This window comes from Neisseria sicca, assembly GCF_017753665.1.
Lineage (GTDB): Bacteria > Pseudomonadota > Gammaproteobacteria > Burkholderiales > Neisseriaceae > Neisseria > Neisseria flava.
On the sequence record NZ_CP072524.1, the window covers coordinates 742,722 to 760,719 of the forward strand.

The following is a 17,998-nucleotide window of genomic DNA, read 5'->3' on the forward strand; positions in this document are numbered from 1 at the left end:
GACGACCTTTTGTCTTGGATTGCAAACGATGCTTAAGCGCGTTTGCGGAATTCGCCGGTACGGGTATCGATTTCGACTTTGTCGCCGTTTTCGATGTAAGACATCACTTGGATTTCAGTGCCGCCGACCAGACGTGCGGTTTTCATCACTTTGCCGGAAGTGTCGCCTTTAACGGCAGGCTCGGTGTATTCGACTTCGCGTACGATGATGGTGGGCAGCTCGACAGAAATAGGGTTACCTTCGTAGAAGGTTACTTCGCATTGGTCTTCCATACCGTCAACGATGAATTTCAACGCGTCGCCGATGTTGTCGGCTTCGATTTCGTATTGGTTGAATTCTTCGTCCATGAAGACGTACATAGGATCGGCAAAGTAGCTGTAAGTACAGTTTTTGCGGGACAGGATGACGACGTCGAATTTGTCGTCGGCTTTGTAAATGGTTTCGGAAGCGGCACCGGTCAGCAGGTTTTTCAGTTTCATGCTGACTTTGGCGGAAGAGCGGCCGCCTTTGATGTATTCGGTTTTTTGAACGACCATAGGATCGTTGCCGACCATGAATACGTTGCCGGCGCGCAGTTCTTGTGCTGTTTTCATGTATTGTCCAATCAAATCGGTTGTAAATAAACGCGCTATTTTAGCGTATTTTTTTATACTTTGAAATAAAGGCAGCGAGTTTTTCAGGGGCTGACGGCTGCTCGAAAAGACAACGGCTCCACTCCCCTGCGCCTTGCCGCCAGTCGTTTTGATGTTGTTGCAGGATTTGCCAACATTCGAGGCGCTGCGTTGCGGATAATGCCTCTCCGCCGTTGAGGTCGTCTGAAAGGCGGCGGTGTGCCGAGGCGGTTTCGGGCGTGTAGAAGCCGTGTGCCTTATCCCAAAAGGCGTGGAGTTTGTCGAGATGGACGTTTTCATCTTGCGGATAGATGTGCCAAAAGAAGGGTTTGCCCGCAAGCTGGGCGCGCACGAAACTGTCTTCGCCGCGTATCACGGCGCAGTCGGCTAGGTGTAACAGTTTGTCGAAATCCTGTTGCGGCACGAAAGGGATTTTGACGAGGCGGACTGAGGTCGTCTGAAAAACATCGCCGTCGTTTTGTAGCGCATCTTGCGGAATAACGCCGCTTTGTTTGAGGCTGTCGATAATTTGCGTACCCGCCAGCAGTAGGGTCAGCGGGCTGCCTGCCTGTTGCCACATGTCCAGCCACTTCGCCCAAATATCGCTCCGATAGCCGAAAAGCAGCCATTCGGGCGCGTTTTTCTCCGGCAGCATCAGCCGCCGACGCAGGGCTCCGGTATCGAAACGGACGGCATCACGGTAATCGCGTTCGCGTATCAGCCCGCCGCTTTTTTCGCTGAAACCCATAAACCAAAAATATTTTTGAACGCCCTCCTGCAGCGAAGGCATCAGATGCAGCCTTTCATTGCTTTCTTCCGCGCTCAAATACTCCCAATTCAGCCAAAGCGGTTTGTGTTGGCGGATGATGTGCAACACATTTTCGGGCAGATCGCAGGCAAAAGTTTCGATAACGATATTGGGAACAGGTGCAGCATCGATGTCTGCTGCATCGGAACGCCAAGTGCGGACATGAATATCCTGATAAACGCAGGGAACATCAGGCAAATCTGGGCAAAGCGCACGCAAGGCGGACACATCGTCCGTCCACAAATGCACCTGCCAACCGAGTTCACGATGCAAAACACGGGCAAGCCGCAGGGAAACGCCGATGTCGCCGAAATTGTCGATGACGTTGCAAAAAATCCAACAAACAGGAAAAACGTGTGTATTCATAAAAGACTTGAGGTCGTCTGAAATCGGTTTCAGACGACCTTTTCAAAACTAAAACGCGCCGAAATAGTGGAATAAATACACAATCAGCAAAACGATTGGAATAAACAGCAGCATGGTTTGACGTTTCAAATCAAACTCTTGTTTAAGATGATGCTTGATGGTGTCGAGAAGGACGAATTTGAACAAAAACGTCGCTTCACAGGCAAGAATGATGCCGTTGATTAAGTGCTGCGCCTCGTCTTCGGGCGGATTGACGACGAAAATAGCAAGCGTGATTAAAGGTATCAGGCAGATGATAAGCCAGCGGATGATAAGGATTTTGGACATGGTGTGTAATCAGTTCAAAATAATTGGAAGAGGGCGGTTATTTATGTCTGATTTCCCAACACTGATGGATTTTCTTGTTGCGGAAATCGTCGGGGACGGATTGTTTGGAAATGTCTTTGACGGCGTATTGTTCTGATACCGAGTCGTCCAAGGCGAAGCTGCGCAAGTTGTTGGAGAAGTACAAAATGCCATCTGAAGCGAGCAGGTCCATCGCGCCGTCAATCAGTTTTTTGTGGTCGCGCTGGATGTCGAGGATGTCGAGCATCTTTTTGCTGTTGGAGAAACTGGGCGGATCCATGACGATGAGGTTGAACTGTTTGCCTTCGGAGGCGGCGTTTTGCAGGTATTGGAACACGTCGGCGCGGACGATTTGGTGTTGTTCGGGGCTGATGCCGTTGAGTTCAAAATTGCGTTTCGCCCAATCGAGATAAGTGTTCGACAAGTCGACAGTTTCGCTGGATACCGCGCCGCCGGTGGCTGCATAGACGGTGAAGCTGCCGGTGTAGGAAAACAGGTTGAGGAAGCGTTTGCCCGCTGCGGTTTCGCCGACTTTTTTACGCGTGTTGCGGTGGTCGAGAAAGAGGCCGGTGTCGAGGTATTTGTCGAGGTTGACCCAAAACTTGCGGCCGTTTTCGGTGATGACGAAATCGTCGCCGGTTTTGCCGGTTTTCTCGTATTGCTGCAAGCCTTTTTGGCGTTCGCGGCGTTTGAGGTGGATTTGTTCGGGCGCAAAACCGGTAACGAAGGCGACGGCTTCCAATACTTCGGCAAGCCATGCTTCGTATTCTTCGGGCTGCATCAGCCAGCCGGTATCGTATTCCTGAAGGTGGATTTGGTCGCCGTAAACATCGACGGCAAAAGGGAATTGGGGGATGTCGCGGTCGTAAATGCGCCAGGCTTTGATGCCGTTGCGTTTCGCCCATTTCATGAGATGTTTGATGTTTTTGCCCATGCGGTTGGCGAAGGGAGTTATGTCGGTCATGGTTTCAGACGGCCTGAATGAGTATTGGGAAAGGTTTGGATTTTAACGCACTTGATGCCTTTTTGCTTGACCGTTATCCATAAAATCGATATTATCCGCCGTTCGCCTTTTTATACGAAGCCATCGTCTTCCAACCTAAACCGCCGTTTCGGGTGCGTTTCTTTTATTGCTTGCTTATTTGCCAAGCCTTTCTGTGCAGGTTGTCGTCGATGTTAACCACAAGCAAGATGCTTGCGACAACCCTGTAACTTCACATTTCCCGTATCGTTACTTTCCTTTGCTTCAGGTCGTCTGAAAACCGTTCAGACGTGCGCGTTGTTGTCTTTTTAGGATAGCCATGTCTATTAAATTTGCCGATTTGAACCTTGATAAAAACATTTTGTCCGCCGTAAGCAGCGAGGGTTACGAAAGTCCGACGCCGATTCAGGCGCAAGCCATTCCGTTTGCTTTGGAAGGCCGCGACATCATGGCTTCGGCGCAAACCGGCTCCGGCAAAACCGCCGCCTTTCTGCTGCCGACTTTGCAGCGGCTGACCAAGCGCAGCGAAAAATCGGGCAAAGGCCCGCGCGCGTTGGTGTTGACGCCGACCCGCGAATTGGCGGCACAAGTCGAGAAAAACGCGCTGGCGTACGCTAAAAATATGCGCTGGTTCCGCACCGTCAGCATCGTCGGCGGAGCATCTTTTGGCTACCAAACCCGCGCCCTGAGCAAGCCGGTTGACCTGATTGTCGCCACTCCGGGCCGTCTGATGGACTTGATGCAAAGCGGCAAAGTCGATTTTGACCGTTTGGAAGTGCTGATTTTGGATGAAGCAGACCGTATGTTGGACATGGGCTTTATCGACGACATCGAAACCATTGTCGAAGCCACTCCGACCGACCGTCAGACTTTATTGTTCTCCGCCACTTGGGACGGTGCAGTCGGCAAACTGGCGCGCAAACTGACGAAAAACCCTGAAGTCGTCGAAGTCGAGCGTGTGGACGACCAAGGCAAAATAGAAGAGCAGTTGCTGTACTGCGACGATATGCGCCACAAAAACCGCCTGCTCGACCACATCCTGCGCGACGCCAACATCGACCAATGCGTGATTTTTACGTCCACCAAAGCCATGACCGAAGTCATCGCCGACGATTTGTACGAAAAAGGTTTCGCCGCCAACTGCCTGCACGGCGACATGCCGCAGGGCTGGCGAAACCGCACGCTGATGGATTTGCGCAAAGGCCGCTGCAAAATTTTGGTTGCCACCGACGTTGCCGCACGCGGTATCGACGTGCCGACCATTACCCACGTTATCAACTACGACCTGCCGAAACAGGCGGAAGACTACGTTCACCGCATCGGCCGTACCGGACGGGCAGGGCGCACGGGTATTGCGATTACCTTTGCCGAAGTGAACGAATACGTCAAAGTGCACAAAATCGAAAAATATATCGACCGTAAGCTGAACGAAGTAACCGTCGAAGGCATGGAGCCGACCCGCAAGCGCAAATCCGCAGGCGGCAAACCGAAAGGCAAAGGCGGCTGGGGCGATAGAAAATCCGGCGGCTGGCGCGGCGATAAGAAACCGGGCAAAGAAGGCTTTGGTGGCAAATCACGCAGCGAAGGTTTCAAAAAAGAAGGATTTAAGAAAGGCGGCGAAGGCTTTAAAGGTAAACGTAAAGCCAACGATTCTTTCGGCTCGAAACCAAGCCGTCCAGCGAAAAGAGGCTGATGCTAAAGTCAAATCAATAGCGGATATTAAGCAGTATTGATACCTCGTTGTCCGACAAAAAAGGTCGTCTGAAAATTGATTTCAGACGACCTTTTTATTATGATGAAACGGAGGACGGCAATGGCCTGAGATAGATGGTTTCAATGATGGCATAAAAAATTTATACCGGCTCATGCGCCCATTGAGGAAGCGTGGTTTTCTGTTTGCAAAATGCAAATAACCGCTGTCCGCTGAATTTCTCAAACATCAGTTCCACACCGCTTTGCAAGCGCAGAATCAGGGCGGAAGGTGTATCTATTTTGATAAAGTCAATGCGGTGCTGTACCAGTTTTGCAATAGTCGAATACAAATCAAGCTTGTCTGCATGATTGAAAAACCAGGGATTAAGACTTAACCAGCGTCCGCCGTTTAATGGCTCTCCAGGTTGGAAATCAGCACGGATTTGAGTAAGGCAGTCGTCTGAAAAATGCAGCTCAATATTGCCATAAAGCCAGATATTCCATCCTTTTTTCACTAAAAGCCCTTTAGGAACACATTCGGGGGCGGGAAACATTTGTAAAATCATTTCTGCAGTTTGTCCGATTTCCAAATAATCAAATCGGCCCGTGGTCAGAAAGTCAAACATATCGACAGAAATCGGAAAGTGGTAACGCATGGCAAGCTTCAGACGAGGTAGGAAGGATGGCGTTATATTAGTTCAAAAGTTAAATGCAATCAATTCTTATTTCTATTTTTATTTGTTTTCACTATTTGAGGACATTTTATTTTTTGTACAATTTAAAATTAAGAAACTTTCATCAATACCGTCATTTCCGCATAGGCAGGGATATGAAAGTTTGAAGTAGCAGCAAACCCTGAATATTTTCATAAAATCAAGTTGTTTTCGCAGGGAAGGTCCAAGCTACAAATAAAAGAAGGTCGTCTGAAAATTTTCAGACGACCTTTTGTTTCCATTCAGGGCAATTAACGGCTGCGTTCGATAAAACGGTAATAGGTTTCGCCGTCTTGGACGTAACCCAATTCCACACGGGCAATTTCAGAAATCGCTTCTTGACCGTTCGCCAAATCATCGACTTCCGCAGCAAGGAACTGGTTGCGCAAAGTGAGCGTCTGGTTTTTCTCCTCCTGCACGGAAAGTTGTTCCTGCAATTCTTCCGTATGCCCGATACTGCCCTTTCCAAACCAAAGGCTGTATTGGCAGTAAGCGAGCGCGATGGATAAAACAACAGTTACCCACTTCATACATCAATACCTTTTCTTATTTGCCCAGTTGATAGAATGCGGCTTTGCCGGGGTAGTAGGCAGCTTCTGCCAATTCTTCCTCGATGCGCAGCAGTTGGTTGTATTTCGCCATGCGGTCGGAGCGGCTCAATGAGCCGGTTTTGATCTGCATACAGTTGGTAGCGACTGCCAAGTCGGCAATGGTGCTGTCTTCGGTTTCGCCCGAACGGTGGCTCATTACACTGGCGTAACGGCTGCGTTTTGCCAAGTCAACCGCTTGCAAGGTTTCGCTCAAAGTACCGATTTGGTTGACTTTGACCAGCAATGCGTTTGCCACGCCTTTTTCGATGCCTTCGGCAAGGATTTTCGGATTGGTTACGAACAAGTCGTCGCCGACCAGTTGTACTTTGCTGCCGAGTTTTTCGGTGAGGAGTTTCCAGCCTTCCCAGTCGTTTTCATCCATACCGTCTTCGATGGAAATAATCGGGAATTCGTTAACCAAGCCTTCAAGGTATTCGGCAAATTCTGCGCTGGTGTAAGAACGGCCTTCGGCTTCCAAGTGGTATTTGCCGTCTTTGTAAAACTCGCTGGATGCGCAGTCCAAAGCAAACAAGACATCATCGCCTGCTTTGTAACCAGCAGCTTCGGTTGCTTCAACCATCAGTTGCAGGGCTTCTTTGTGGCTGTTCAGATTAGGTGCGAAACCGCCTTCATCGCCAACAGTAGTCGGGAAACCTTTGCCGTCACACAGTTTTTTCAGCGCGTGGAAAATTTCGGCACCGCAGCGCAGGGCTTCGCGGAAAGATTTCGCGCCGACAGGCATAATCATAAATTCTTGAATGTTCAAGCTGTTATTGGCATGTTCGCCGCCGTTGATAACGTTCATCATCGGAACAGGCAAAGCCATAGGACCGGCGCCGCCCAAGTAACGGTAAAGCGGCAGACCTGAATCTTCGGCAGCCGCGCGGGCAACAGCCATAGAAACTGCCAAAGTAGCATTCGCACCCAAATTGCCTTTGTTTTCAGTGCCGTCCAGCTCGATCATGATTTTGTCGATGTAGGACTGTTCGTTGGCATCGATACCGATCAGTGCTTGGGCAATTTGGTTGTTGACGTGTTCAACTGCTTTCAATACGCCTTTGCCCGAGTAGCGGGATTTGTCGCCGTCGCGAAGTTCCAAAGCCTCTTTTTGACCGGTAGACGCACCGCTCGGTACGGCGGCACGGCCCATTACGCCGGACTCCAGCAATACATCGCATTCTACGGTGGGGTTGCCGCGTGAATCCAAAATCTCGCGGGCAAAAATATCAACGATTGCACTCATGAATATTCTCCAAATGAGGATGAAAAAAGAAAAGTAGCTTTGTTACATTTCAGACGACCTATGATTGCCGCTGAAAGTATATCAATGGCGATTATACCGATAGCGATACCAGAATCGCGATGAAATCGACTGTAAGTTTGTTTCACGTCAACATCGGTTTGCACAAAAAATAATATCTGCTCAAGCAGCCTCGCATTTTAACAGTTTTTGAAGTTTCAGGGCAGGGGAGCTTACCGAGAATGCTTTGTTTTAGACAGAGAGGCTGTCTGAAAACGATTCGAATGAGCATTTAACCAGCCGATAATATTCAATATCTTTTCGAATTTTGGGATAAATGAGGATGTTTTTAAGGGGTTGGAGAGCAGCATTGTCTAATCTGTGATAGCCGCTGCTTTCAATAATGCGAACCATATTTGAGAGATTATTTAAAGCCCTTACGCCGAGAATGACTTGTCCTTTCTCTCCATTTTCTAGGAAATAAACAGGATATTTGGGAACAGGTATATTGGCAACTTTGTTGGAAAAACAAAATCGCTATCAAAATTTCCGGGCATTTATCATCGTGTAAAAAAATAACAAAGTTCTTGCAAAATTTTGTCAAGGTTGGCATTTAAATGCTATAATGCCGTGCATCTTGCACAAACTGAAAGACTGAGCATCATGCGTATCGTAGAAAAAGCCTATACTTTCGACGATGTTTTGTTGGTTCCTGCACATTCAACCGTGCTGCCACGAGACGTTAAACTTCAAACCAAGCTCACCCGCGAAATCACGCTCAACCTCCCCTTACTTTCCGCTGCAATGGATACCGTTACCGAAGCACGCCTCGCCATTTCCATGGCGCAAGAAGGCGGTATCGGCATTATCCATAAAAACATGACGCCCGAAATGCAGGCGCGTGCCGTTTCCAAAGTGAAACGCCATGAGAGCGGCGTGGTGAAAGACCCTATTACGGTTGCGCCAACGACGCTTATTCGTGAAGTATTGGAAATGCGCGCACAACGCAAACGCAAAATGTCCGGTCTGCCCGTCGTTGAAAACGGCAAAGTGGTCGGTATCGTTACCAACCGCGACCTGCGTTTTGAAAACCGCCTCGACCTGCCCGTTTCCGCCATCATGACCCCGCGCGAACGCTTGGTTACCGTTCCCGAAGGCACAAGCATCGACGAAGCGCGCGAACTGATGCACGAACATAAAGTCGAGCGTGTTTTGGTCTTGAACGAAAAAGACGAGCTTAAAGGCTTGATTACCGTAAAAGATATTTTGAAAACCACCGAGTTTCCAAATGCCAACAAAGACTCCGAAGGCCGTTTGCGCGTAGGCGCGGCTGTCGGCACAGGCGGCGACACCGAAGAGCGCGTAAAAGCCTTGGTCGGAGCGGGAGTCGACGTCATCGTCGTCGATACTGCACACGGTCATAGCCAAGGCGTTATCGAGCGCGTGAAATGGGTGAAAGAAACCTATCCGCACATCCAAGTCATCGGCGGCAATATCGCAACCGCCAAAGCCGCTTTGGATTTGGTCGCAGCAGGAGCAGACGCCGTCAAAGTCGGTATCGGACCGGGTTCGATTTGTACCACCCGTATCGTTGCGGGCGTAGGCGTGCCGCAACTGACTGCCATTCACAACGTTGCCGAAGCCCTCAAAGGCACCGGCGTTCCACTGATTGCCGACGGCGGCATCCGCTTCTCCGGCGACATCGCCAAAGCCTTGGCAGCGGGCGCATACAGCGTCATGCTCGGCGGCATGTTTGCCGGTACGGAAGAAGCACCGGGCGAAATCGAACTCTACCAAGGCCGCTCGTACAAATCTTACCGCGGCATGGGTTCTCTGGGTGCAATGAGCCAAGGCTCCGCCGACCGCTACTTCCAAGATAAAACCGACAGCACCGACAAATATGTCCCCGAAGGTATCGAAGGCCGCGTTCCCTACAAAGGCCCGATTGTGAACATTATTCACCAACTGACCGGCGGCCTGCGTTCCAGCATGGGCTATTTGGGCTGCGCCAATATCGCAGAAATGCACGAAAAAGCGGAATTTGTAGAAATTACCTCCGCCGGTATGAGCGAATCCCACGTTCACGATGTTCAAATTACCAAAGAAGCACCGAACTATCACCGCTAAGGTAAAGTGAAAAAAGGTCGTCTGAAAGTTTCAGACGACCTTTTTTATTGTCTGAATAATGCCCTAAAAATCAGATTGCTTCACCGTTCTGCTTAGCCTCCAGAAGCTCCCAGCGTTCCAATTTTTCCAAGAGCAGTGTTTCGATTTCTTCGGCACGGTTTTGCAATGCGCCGGCTTTTTCGTAATCTTTGAAAATTTCAGGATCGGAAAGTTGCGCGTTGATTTCCGCCTGTTCGGTTTCCAAGGCGGCGATTTCGTCGGGCAGGGCGTCGAGTTCGCGTTGTTCTTTGTAGGAAAGTTTGACCGTGCGGTTGGCTTTGGGTTTGGCTTTTTCCGGTTCTGCGGTTATTTTCGGCGCAGCGGTCGTCTGAATTTTCTCTTCGCGTGATTTTGCGTCGATATAGTCCTGATAGCCGCCGATGTATTCTTTCAGACGGCCTTGTCCTTCGAAAACAATGCTTTGGGTAATTACGTTATCAAGGAACATACGGTCGTGCGAGACGAGGAATACCGTGCCCTGGTAATCGCGCAGCAGGTCTTCGAGCAGCTCTTGGGTGTCGATGTCCAAGTCGTTGGTCGGTTCGTCCAAGACCAGGATATTGGCGGGGCGGGTAAAAAGTTTTGCCAGCAGGAGGCGGTTACGTTCGCCGCCGGAGAGCGATGAGACGGGGCTTTGCGCGCGGGCAGGGTGAAACAGAAAATCTTCCAGATAGCTCATGACGTGTTTTTTCTTGCCGCCGATTTCGACGTAATCGTTGCCTTGTCCGAGCGTGTAAAACACGGTGTCGTTTTCGTTCAACGCGCTGCGGAACTGGTCAAAATAGGCGACTTCCTGCTTGCTGCCGATGCGGATTCTGCCGTAGGTCGGCTGCAATTCGCCCAGAATCAGCTTGAGGAAGGTGGTTTTGCCGATACCGTTTGGGCCGATTAAGCCGATTTTGTCACCGCGCTGCAAGATGGCGGAAAATTTGTCCATGATGACTTTGTCGCCATAGGCAAACGAGGCGTGTTCCAGCTCGGCGATGATTTTGCCGCTTTTCTCTCCGCTGTCGAGCTTGAAATTGACCTGTCCTTGCACGTTGCGGCGTTCGGCACGTTGGCGGCGCAGTTCTTCCAAACGGCGCACGCGTCCTTCGTTGCGGGTACGGCGTGCTTCGATACCTTTGCGTATCCACGCTTCTTCCTGCGCATGGAATTTGTCGAAGAGGCGGTTGTGTTCCGCTTCTACTGCCAACTCTTGCGCTTTTTTCTCGCTGTATTTGGAGAACGAGCCGGGATAGGAGCGCAGAATGCCGCGGTCGAGTTCGACGATGCGCGTAGCAATATTGTCCAGAAAACGGCGATCGTGGGTAATCACGACCAGGCTGCCTTCAAACGCTTTCAGCAGGTTTTCCAGCCAGATAATCGCGTCTATGTCCAAATGGTTGGTCGGCTCGTCCAGCAGCAATACGTCGGGCTTCTGCACCCAAGCCTGCGCCAGGGCGACGCGTTTTTTCTGCCCGCCGGAGAGGTTGCCGATTTTTTCGTTTTCCGGCAAGCCGAGTTCGCTCAAAGTCTGCTTCACCGCCGCATCCAGCTTCCAGCCGTCCTTCGCTTCGATTTCAAGCTGCAATTCATTGAGTTCTTTTAATAAAACGTCGTCTGAATTGTGTTCCAAATCATGGCTGACGCGGTGGTAACGGCGCAGCAAATCGCGGATTTCGCCCAAGCCTTCGGCGACGGTGTCGAATACGGTGGCTTCCTTGTCGAAAAACGATTCCTGCGGCACATAAACGATTTTGAGGTTGTTTTGAACGATAATCTGCCCGTCGTCGAGCTTCTGCACGCCGGCGAGGATTTTCAGAAACGAAGACTTACCCGCGCCGTTGCGACCGATTAGGCCGATTTTTTCACCGCTGTCGAGTTGGAAGGAAGTTTTGTCGAGCAAGGCGACATGGCCGACGGTAAAGGAAGCGTTTTCTACGGATAAGATGTTCATAAGGCAGATTGAGAAAGATGAAAGGGTATGGATTTTAAACGATTTTGAAGGTTTCTTTGAAATCAGGCAAAAAGGTCGTCTGAAAAACGAAAATCCGTTTTCAGACGACCTTTTTTATATCAGGCTTCGGGTAATTCCATGTCTAAAACGGTTTGCTCCTGCTTGGCGCGGAAATCGGCAAGTTTTTGCGCCAGCTCGGGATCTTCGTTGGCAAGCAGCGAGATGGCGAACAGGGCGGCGTTGGCGGCGCCTGCTTCTCCGATGGCGAAGGTGGCGACGGGAACGCCTTTGGGCATTTGCACAATGGAGAGCAGGGAGTCTTCGCCTCGCAGGTATTTGCTGGGTACGGGAACGCCCAATACAGGGACGGTGGTTTTGGCGGCAACCATGCCGGGCAGGTGTGCTGCGCCACCCGCACCGGCGATGATGGCTTTGATGCCGCGTTCGCGGGCGGTTTCAGCGTATTCGAACATTAAATCAGGGGTGCGGTGTGCGGACACGACGCGGGCTTCGTATTCGACGCCGAACTCTTTGAGAAACTGCGCTGCCTGCTGCATGACGGGCCAGTCGCTGTTGCTGCCCATGATGATGCCGATTTTGGCCATATTTGCTCCTATTGTATAAAACATTATTCAATGAATGATTTCAGACGACCTTCGAATAGGGGGGAGATCGTCTGAAAAGTTATCGTTGCTTGATACTGATAGCGGCGCGTTTGGCAGCTTCGCTATCGGGATAGCTCTGTATCAGCTTGCGCCATGTGTTGCGGGCGATGTCTTTCTGTTGCAGTTTGTATTGGCATTGTCCGATGCTGAAGAGCGCGTCGGGGGCTTGCGGGCTGCTGCGGAAGCGGTTGGCGTAGCGTCCGCCGATTTCGATGACGGATTCGCAGTGGCCCATGCGCTGTTGGCTTTGCAGCAACAGATACATATTGCGGCGCGCAATATCGCTGCCGTTACCGCCGTCGGCTTCCTTCAGAATGGCTGCCGCCGCCCGGTAATTCTCGCTGCGGTAGTATTTGGATGCACGCTCGTAAAGACGGGTTTCGTTTAGGGTAAGCGAATCTGTTTCGGTCGGCGCGATACCGCCGTTCTCCAGATAATGTTTTTTGAGCTTCTGGTCGTCCAAGCGTTGAGACACGGTTTTCTTAGCAGGACGGGAGTGGATTTTGTTTTGCTGCTCGATTTGCTGCAAACGAAGGTTTACTGCCTCCATTTCCCGCTCAATGCGTGCAACCTGTACGCCCAAATGGTCGATTTGTGTCTGTTCGTCGAGCTTGGGATAGGGGATGGATACTTTCTGCGGGCTATCGGGAATATCCGGCAGCGAAAAAGTGTCGTCTGAAGACGGGGATGAAACGGAAGTACAGGCGGCGGTAAAGGCAATGGGGAGCAGTCGGATAAGCAGGTTTGTTTTCATCGGTTTATTTTTTCAATAGAAGGGTCAATCCGTCGCCGACGGGTAGGGTAATGGGAACGATACGTTCATCTTCGGGCAAGCTGCGGTTGAATGTTTGCAGTATTTTCAAGCTGGGCGGGGAGTGTTCGTCGCCCTCATGCAAGACCCGGCCGTTCAGCAAAACATTGTCGATGGCGATAATGCCTCCCTTACGTACAAGCTTCAGGCAACGTTCGAAATATTGCGGGGTAGGGGGCTTATCCGCATCTATCAGGGCCAGGTCGTAACTTTCCGCTTCGCCTTGCGCTATCAGGTCGTCCAAAGTCAAAAGGGCAGGTTGCAGGTACAGCGAAATTTTGTGTTCCACCCCTGCCGCCCGCCAAGTTTCGCGCGCTATGTCGGTAAATGTTACGTTGATGTCGCAGGCGGTAACTTTGCCATGCTCGGGCAATGCAAGCGCGACGGCGGTGCTGCTGTATCCTGTAAACACGCCGATTTCCAAATATTTTTCGACACGGATAAGCTGCGCCAACCAAGAAAGTAGGGCGGCTTGTTCGCGGGCAATGGCCATATTGCCTAATCGGTGTGAAAGCGTGCGCTCGCGCAATGCGGCAAGGACGGGATGCTCCGCTTGTCCGATGGTATTGAGGTAGTCCTGTAGTCCGGCAGGTGTGTTGGATGTGCGGACGGTCATTTCGGCACGATCAGTCTTGATAGTATGTGTAGGGTTTTTTGGCGACTTTGGCAGCCTCAAACTCTGCCTGCTCTTGCGGATTTAATTCGACATCCCAAAGCAGGTGGCGGTTTTCTAGGCGTTGCGTTTCCAGTTGCGGATTGTCTTCGATAAGTTTGTCGAGAAACTGGGTGGCTTCGGATTTGTAGTGGTACATTTTGTACGCTCCGTGGGGATAGGGTCGTAAAAGACGGGTTTTGTTATGCGGTGATATTATAGCGGATAATCCTAATGCAAAGGTCGTCTGAAAACGCATTTTGTGTTTTCAGACGACGGCGGATTCGCATTTGAAGTGCAACTTTCCCTAACAGGAAAAGGCCAGTATGCGGTAGCATACGGCCTTTCCTGCAAGAAAGATTGCCATGAGCTACACACAACTGACCCAAGACGAACGATACCATATCCAATACCTGTCCCGCCACTGCACCATCGCCGAAATCGCCAAACAGCTTAACCGACACAAAAGCACCATCAGCCGCGAAATCAGACGGCACCGCACCCAAGGGCAGCAATACAGTGCCGAAAAAGCCCAGCGGCAAAGCCGGACTACCAAACAGCGCCAGCGAAAGCCCTATAAGCTTGATTCGCAGCTGATTCAACACATCGACACCCTTATCCGCCGCAAACTCAGTCCTGAACAAGTATGCGCCTACCTGAGCAAACACCACCAAATCACGCTCCACCACAGCACCATTTACCGCTACCTCCGCCAAGACAAAAGCAACGGCGGCACCTTGTGGCAACACCTCAGAATATGCAGCAAACCCTACCGCAAACGCTACGGCAGCACATGGACCAGAGGCAAAGTGCCCAACCGCGTCGGCATAGAAAACCGACCCGCTATCGTCGACCAGAAAACCCGCATCGGCGATTGGGAAGCCGACACCATCATCGGCAAAGGACAGAAAAGCGCATTACTGACCTTGGTCGAACGCGTTACCCGCTACACCATCGTCTGCAAATTGGATAGCCTCAAAGCCGAAGACACTGCTCTGGCAGCCGTTAGGGCATTAAAGGCACATAAAGCCAGAGTGCACACCATCACTATGGATAACGGCAAAGAGTTCTATCAACACACCAAAATAGCCAAAGCATTGAAGGCGGAGACTTATTTTTGCCACCCTTACCATTCTTGGGAAAAAGGACTGAATGAAAACACTAACGGACTCATCCGGCAATATTTCCCCAAGCAAACCGATTTCCGAAACATCAGCGATCGGGAGATACGCAGGGTTCAAGATGAGTTGAACCACCGGCCAAGAAAAACACTTGGCTACGAAACGCCAAGTGTTTTATTCTTGAATCTGTTCAAACCACTGATACACTAGTGTTGCACTTGAAATCCGAATCCAAGGACCTTTTTTCAGATGACCTTAAAAGAAGTAATTCGCCAGCAGCAAACCGAATGCCAAACTGAACACCATGCTCAAGAGGCCGGGAATCATAAAGCTGTGGTTGAAAATAAATTTGCCGATTTTGGTCGAACCCGTGCTGTCAAAATCAATCGCCGCGATAATCGGACCGTAGTTCGGGATGAAGAAATAGCCGTTCACCGCGACAAACGTGCCGATGATAATCGGAGCGGGAATGCCCAGCGAAATACCGATGGGGAACAGCGTTGCAACGGTCGCCCCTTGGCTGTTGACCAAGACGGACAAAATGAACAGGGCAAACGCAAAAGTCCACGGCGCGGTTTCGACCAAATGCGACACGGTTTCTTTGACTTCGGCCAAATGACCGTGCATCAATGTGTCGCCCAGCCATGCCACGCCGAATACGGCGATAACGGCGCGCATCCCCGCATGGAACACCGAGCCTTTGGTAATCGCGTTACCATTCGGTTTGCAAAGCAGGATAATCAGCGCGGCAGCGGAAAGCATGACGATTTCGATGGTGTGCGCCATGCCCATCAGTTTAGCCCCTTCTTCCGTTTGGAAGGTCGGGCGCAACTCCGGTACGGCACCCATGACCACCACCAGCAACGCAGCAGCAAGGAAAATCCCGACTGAAAGTTTCGCCTCTTTGCTGACGGGCGCATTGGATACTTCAACCGAATCTTTTTCATTGGCTTTTACATATTCCGGGTCTTTCAGCAACGCCTGATAATGCGGGTCGTCTTTCAACTCTTTGCCGAGCTTGTTGACGAATACGCAGGCGAGACCGATACCGAGAATAGTTGAAGGAACAGTCACTTTCAGCACATCAGCCATGGTAATGTGTTGAGGCTCAAGGTAGGTAACGCAGGCAACGACCGCGGCCGCAATCGGGCTGGCAACAATGGCAAATTGTGACGCGATGACCGCCATCGTCAACGGGCGCGACGGGCGGATACCGTTGCGGCGGCTGACTTCGGCAATAACGGGCAATACCGAATATGCGACATGTCCTGTACCTGCCAATACGGTAAACAGGTATGTGACCGCAGGCGCGATGAAGGTAATGTATTTCGGATTGCGGTGTAAAACGCGGGTGGCGATTTTAATCATGTAGTCCAAGCCGCCGCTTGCCTGCATCGATGCGGCGGCAGAAACGACCGCCATAATCATCAGCATCACGTCAATCGGCGGACTGGTCGGCTCAAGATGAAAACCAAAGGCCAAAACCGCCAGCCCGACACCGCCGAGTACGCCCAAACCGATACCGCCGACCTGCGCGCCGATTAAGATACACACCAGTACGATGGCGAACTGGATAAAAAACATTGTGGACATGAACACTCCGTAATTTGAGGATATAAAGCAAATATCAGCTTCAGGCTAGTCACACCAATACCGATGGAGCAAATATTCAATATTTTCAACAGACAAAAAGACAAAAAGAGGATGAAGTCATTTGCCTATAAAATACAAAAACTTCATCTTTTAATATGGTAGGAATTATAAATCAGGCAGATTCGCTTAACAATATTTTACTGTAATAAAAATACATTTATTTCACTTGACCAGCGCTTTTCAGACGACGTTTACGGATATTATGCTGTATGATTCGCCAAGTTCTTTCATCATTACGTTAAACTCATTTCACTCTATAAAATGACAATATGAAATCCATCTTCATCTGGCTGGTAATATTAGCGGGCGCGCTTGGTCTGTTTTATTACCAGCAAAATCGCTATTTCTTTTCAGATGACCTTATCCACCCGCAAGCCGGTCAAGACCGTTCGTCCGTAGAATCTTTAAGCGGCTTGGGTTACCTTAATTTTTTGCGTGCCGCTGCCGGTTTGAATTCTCTGTCGAATTCCCCGGTATTGGAACGCTCAGCCCGAAGGCACGCCAAATATCTGCTGATCAATCCTGAAGACGGCCATGACGAAAAACATCGAAACAATCAATTTTACACAGGGTACAAGCCCTCCGACCGCGCCCGCAAGGCCGGCTATTATTTCGATGGGGTTCATGAAAACATCAGCACGGGCGAGTACCGCCATCAGGATGGATTTAAAAACACACTTGTCCTGCACGAGCAAACCGATGCCCTGATGACAGCCATTTACCACCGTTTTTCTTTGCTTGATCAAAATATTGACGAAGCGGGCGTAGCTGTTGAGCATGGCAACGGAAAAACCGCCGTCGTCGTCAATCAGGGCAACCGGGAATTCAATCATTGGTGTTCGTTAGGGCGATCTTATCCGGAAGCAGGCCGCCGTTTCTATAAAAATTCTTGTTTCAATGGCTCTATCGTTTACGCCGACGAAATTAAAAATCAAACAAAATTAGCGTATATCGCTTATCCGAAGGGAAATTTTGCCGCGCCGGATTTTTACGGCGAACATCCTGATCCCATGCCCGGTTATGAATTTACCGGAAATCCCGTCAGCATTGCATTTTCAGACGATGGGGGCGAAGTCAAGATGCTGTCGTTCAAACTTTATCAAGGCAAAAACGAAATCGACAAAACCAAAATTTTGGATAAATACACAGATCCAAACGGACAGTTGACCGACAAACAATTCGCGCTTTTCCCACTATCGCCGCTCGAATACGACACTGCCTACCGCGCCGTATTCGAATACAGTCAAAACGGTAAGAAACAGAAAGCAGAATGGACATTCAAAACCAAAAAGCCCGATTATCCTTATTTTGTCGTTAATGGCGGAGAAACGCTTGCCGTCAAACCGGATAACATTTATTTCATTCATTGGAAAAATCACTGGTGTCTTCGCGAGTGCGAAAAAATCACATTCCGCCCGCGAGGTGATGCAAAGCTTGAGGTTTTGGAACGCAAACCCGGAGGCTTCCTCGTGCGCCTCAAAGGAAAAACCGGCACAGCCGTGCGCCTGATGCCGAATGAAGAAACCGAAAAAGCAGTTGTCCTGCTTATCGAGTAAGCCTGATAAAGCAAAAGCCAAAAGGTCGTCTGAAACAGGCGTTTCCGTTTCAGACGACCTTTTATCGAAATTAACCTGCAAAACTGAT

18 protein-coding genes are annotated in these 17,998 nt (G+C 50.2%); 4 read left to right on the forward strand and 14 right to left on the reverse strand.

Features of this window, described 5'->3' with window-relative positions:
• Window positions 1-32 precede the first annotated feature (32 nt).
• Genes efp through J7445_RS03485 form a run of 4 tightly spaced genes read right to left on the reverse strand, consistent with a single transcriptional unit; the run spans window position 33 to window position 3,094 of the window.
• Window positions 33-593 (reverse strand): elongation factor P, encoded by a 561-nt coding sequence (efp, locus tag J7445_RS03470; protein WP_002219406.1) that lies wholly within the window; start codon window positions 591-593, stop codon window positions 33-35.
• A gap of 40 nt (window positions 594-633) precedes the next feature.
• Window positions 634-1,785, reverse strand: coding sequence for an elongation factor P maturation arginine rhamnosyltransferase EarP (earP, locus tag J7445_RS03475; protein ID WP_070539016.1), 1,152 nt, complete (start codon window positions 1,783-1,785; stop codon window positions 634-636).
• 48 nt (window positions 1,786-1,833) lie between these two features.
• Entirely contained in the window at window positions 1,834-2,112 is a 279-nt protein-coding gene (locus J7445_RS03480; RefSeq protein WP_070539015.1) for a hypothetical protein, read from the reverse strand.
• 37 nt (window positions 2,113-2,149) lie between these two features.
• Entirely contained in the window at window positions 2,150-3,094 is a 945-nt protein-coding gene (locus J7445_RS03485; protein WP_070539014.1) for a class I SAM-dependent methyltransferase, read from the reverse strand.
• A gap of 337 nt (window positions 3,095-3,431) precedes the next feature.
• Here J7445_RS03485 and J7445_RS03490 point away from each other — a divergent pair, with 337 nt between their 5' ends.
• A complete protein-coding gene (locus J7445_RS03490) occupies window positions 3,432-4,805 on the forward strand; it encodes a DEAD/DEAH box helicase (RefSeq protein ID WP_070655731.1) in 1,374 nt (457 codons plus the stop codon).
• Window positions 4,806-4,965: 160 nt separating this feature from the next.
• Here J7445_RS03490 and J7445_RS03495 read toward each other — a convergent pair whose 3' ends face one another.
• From J7445_RS03495 to J7445_RS12440, 4 genes are all read right to left on the reverse strand, one after another.
• Window positions 4,966-5,460 carry a hypothetical protein gene (locus tag J7445_RS03495; RefSeq protein ID WP_070655729.1) on the reverse strand — a complete coding sequence of 165 codons (495 nt, stop codon included), beginning with the start codon at window positions 5,458-5,460 and terminating at the stop codon, window positions 4,966-4,968.
• Window positions 5,461-5,768: 308 nt separating this feature from the next.
• A complete protein-coding gene (gene ftsB, locus J7445_RS03500) occupies window positions 5,769-6,047 on the reverse strand; it encodes a cell division protein FtsB (protein ID WP_003743241.1) in 279 nt (92 codons plus the stop codon).
• A 16-nt stretch (window positions 6,048-6,063) separates the two neighbouring features.
• Entirely contained in the window at window positions 6,064-7,350 is a 1,287-nt protein-coding gene (gene eno, locus J7445_RS03505) for a phosphopyruvate hydratase (protein WP_003756747.1), read from the reverse strand.
• A gap of 249 nt (window positions 7,351-7,599) precedes the next feature.
• Window positions 7,600-7,854, reverse strand: coding sequence for an energy transducer TonB (locus tag J7445_RS12440; protein ID WP_209283341.1), 255 nt, complete (start codon window positions 7,852-7,854; stop codon window positions 7,600-7,602).
• Between the two features lie 156 nt (window positions 7,855-8,010).
• Here J7445_RS12440 and guaB point away from each other — a divergent pair, with 156 nt between their 5' ends.
• Window positions 8,011-9,474 carry an IMP dehydrogenase gene (gene guaB, locus J7445_RS03515; RefSeq protein WP_003743246.1) on the forward strand — a complete coding sequence of 488 codons (1,464 nt, stop codon included), beginning with the start codon at window positions 8,011-8,013 and terminating at the stop codon, window positions 9,472-9,474.
• A gap of 70 nt (window positions 9,475-9,544) precedes the next feature.
• Here the strand turns inward: guaB and J7445_RS03520 are convergent, their stop codons facing one another.
• From J7445_RS03520 to J7445_RS03540, 5 genes are all read right to left on the reverse strand, one after another.
• The gene (locus J7445_RS03520) at window positions 9,545-11,452 is read right to left on the reverse strand and encodes an ATP-binding cassette domain-containing protein (protein ID WP_209283143.1); all 1,908 of its coding nucleotides are present in this window, start codon (window positions 11,450-11,452) and stop codon (window positions 9,545-9,547) included.
• A gap of 119 nt (window positions 11,453-11,571) precedes the next feature.
• Window positions 11,572-12,057 (reverse strand): 5-(carboxyamino)imidazole ribonucleotide mutase, encoded by a 486-nt coding sequence (gene purE / locus J7445_RS03525; protein WP_003743250.1) that lies wholly within the window; start codon window positions 12,055-12,057, stop codon window positions 11,572-11,574.
• A 79-nt stretch (window positions 12,058-12,136) separates the two neighbouring features.
• The gene (locus J7445_RS03530) at window positions 12,137-12,871 is read right to left on the reverse strand and encodes a tetratricopeptide repeat protein (protein WP_146736850.1); all 735 of its coding nucleotides are present in this window, start codon (window positions 12,869-12,871) and stop codon (window positions 12,137-12,139) included.
• A gap of 4 nt (window positions 12,872-12,875) precedes the next feature.
• A complete protein-coding gene (locus J7445_RS03535) occupies window positions 12,876-13,544 on the reverse strand; it encodes a class I SAM-dependent methyltransferase (protein WP_049225958.1) in 669 nt (222 codons plus the stop codon).
• Between the two features lie 10 nt (window positions 13,545-13,554).
• Window positions 13,555-13,740: a DUF3460 family protein gene (locus J7445_RS03540; protein ID WP_003743254.1), complete on the reverse strand. Its 186-nt coding sequence runs from the start codon at window positions 13,738-13,740 to the stop codon at window positions 13,555-13,557.
• Window positions 13,741-13,945: 205 nt separating this feature from the next.
• Here J7445_RS03540 and J7445_RS03545 point away from each other — a divergent pair, with 205 nt between their 5' ends.
• Window positions 13,946-14,911 (forward strand): IS30 family transposase, encoded by a 966-nt coding sequence (locus tag J7445_RS03545; RefSeq protein WP_209283144.1) that lies wholly within the window; start codon window positions 13,946-13,948, stop codon window positions 14,909-14,911.
• Window positions 14,912-14,956: 45 nt separating this feature from the next.
• Here J7445_RS03545 and J7445_RS03550 read toward each other — a convergent pair whose 3' ends face one another.
• The gene (locus J7445_RS03550; protein WP_070655516.1) at window positions 14,957-16,285 is read right to left on the reverse strand and encodes an anaerobic C4-dicarboxylate transporter family protein; all 1,329 of its coding nucleotides are present in this window, start codon (window positions 16,283-16,285) and stop codon (window positions 14,957-14,959) included.
• A gap of 338 nt (window positions 16,286-16,623) precedes the next feature.
• Between J7445_RS03550 and J7445_RS03555 the strand changes: the two genes are divergently transcribed.
• Window positions 16,624-17,910 (forward strand): CAP domain-containing protein, encoded by a 1,287-nt coding sequence (locus J7445_RS03555; RefSeq protein WP_070655513.1) that lies wholly within the window; start codon window positions 16,624-16,626, stop codon window positions 17,908-17,910.
• Window positions 17,911-17,998 lie beyond the last annotated feature (88 nt).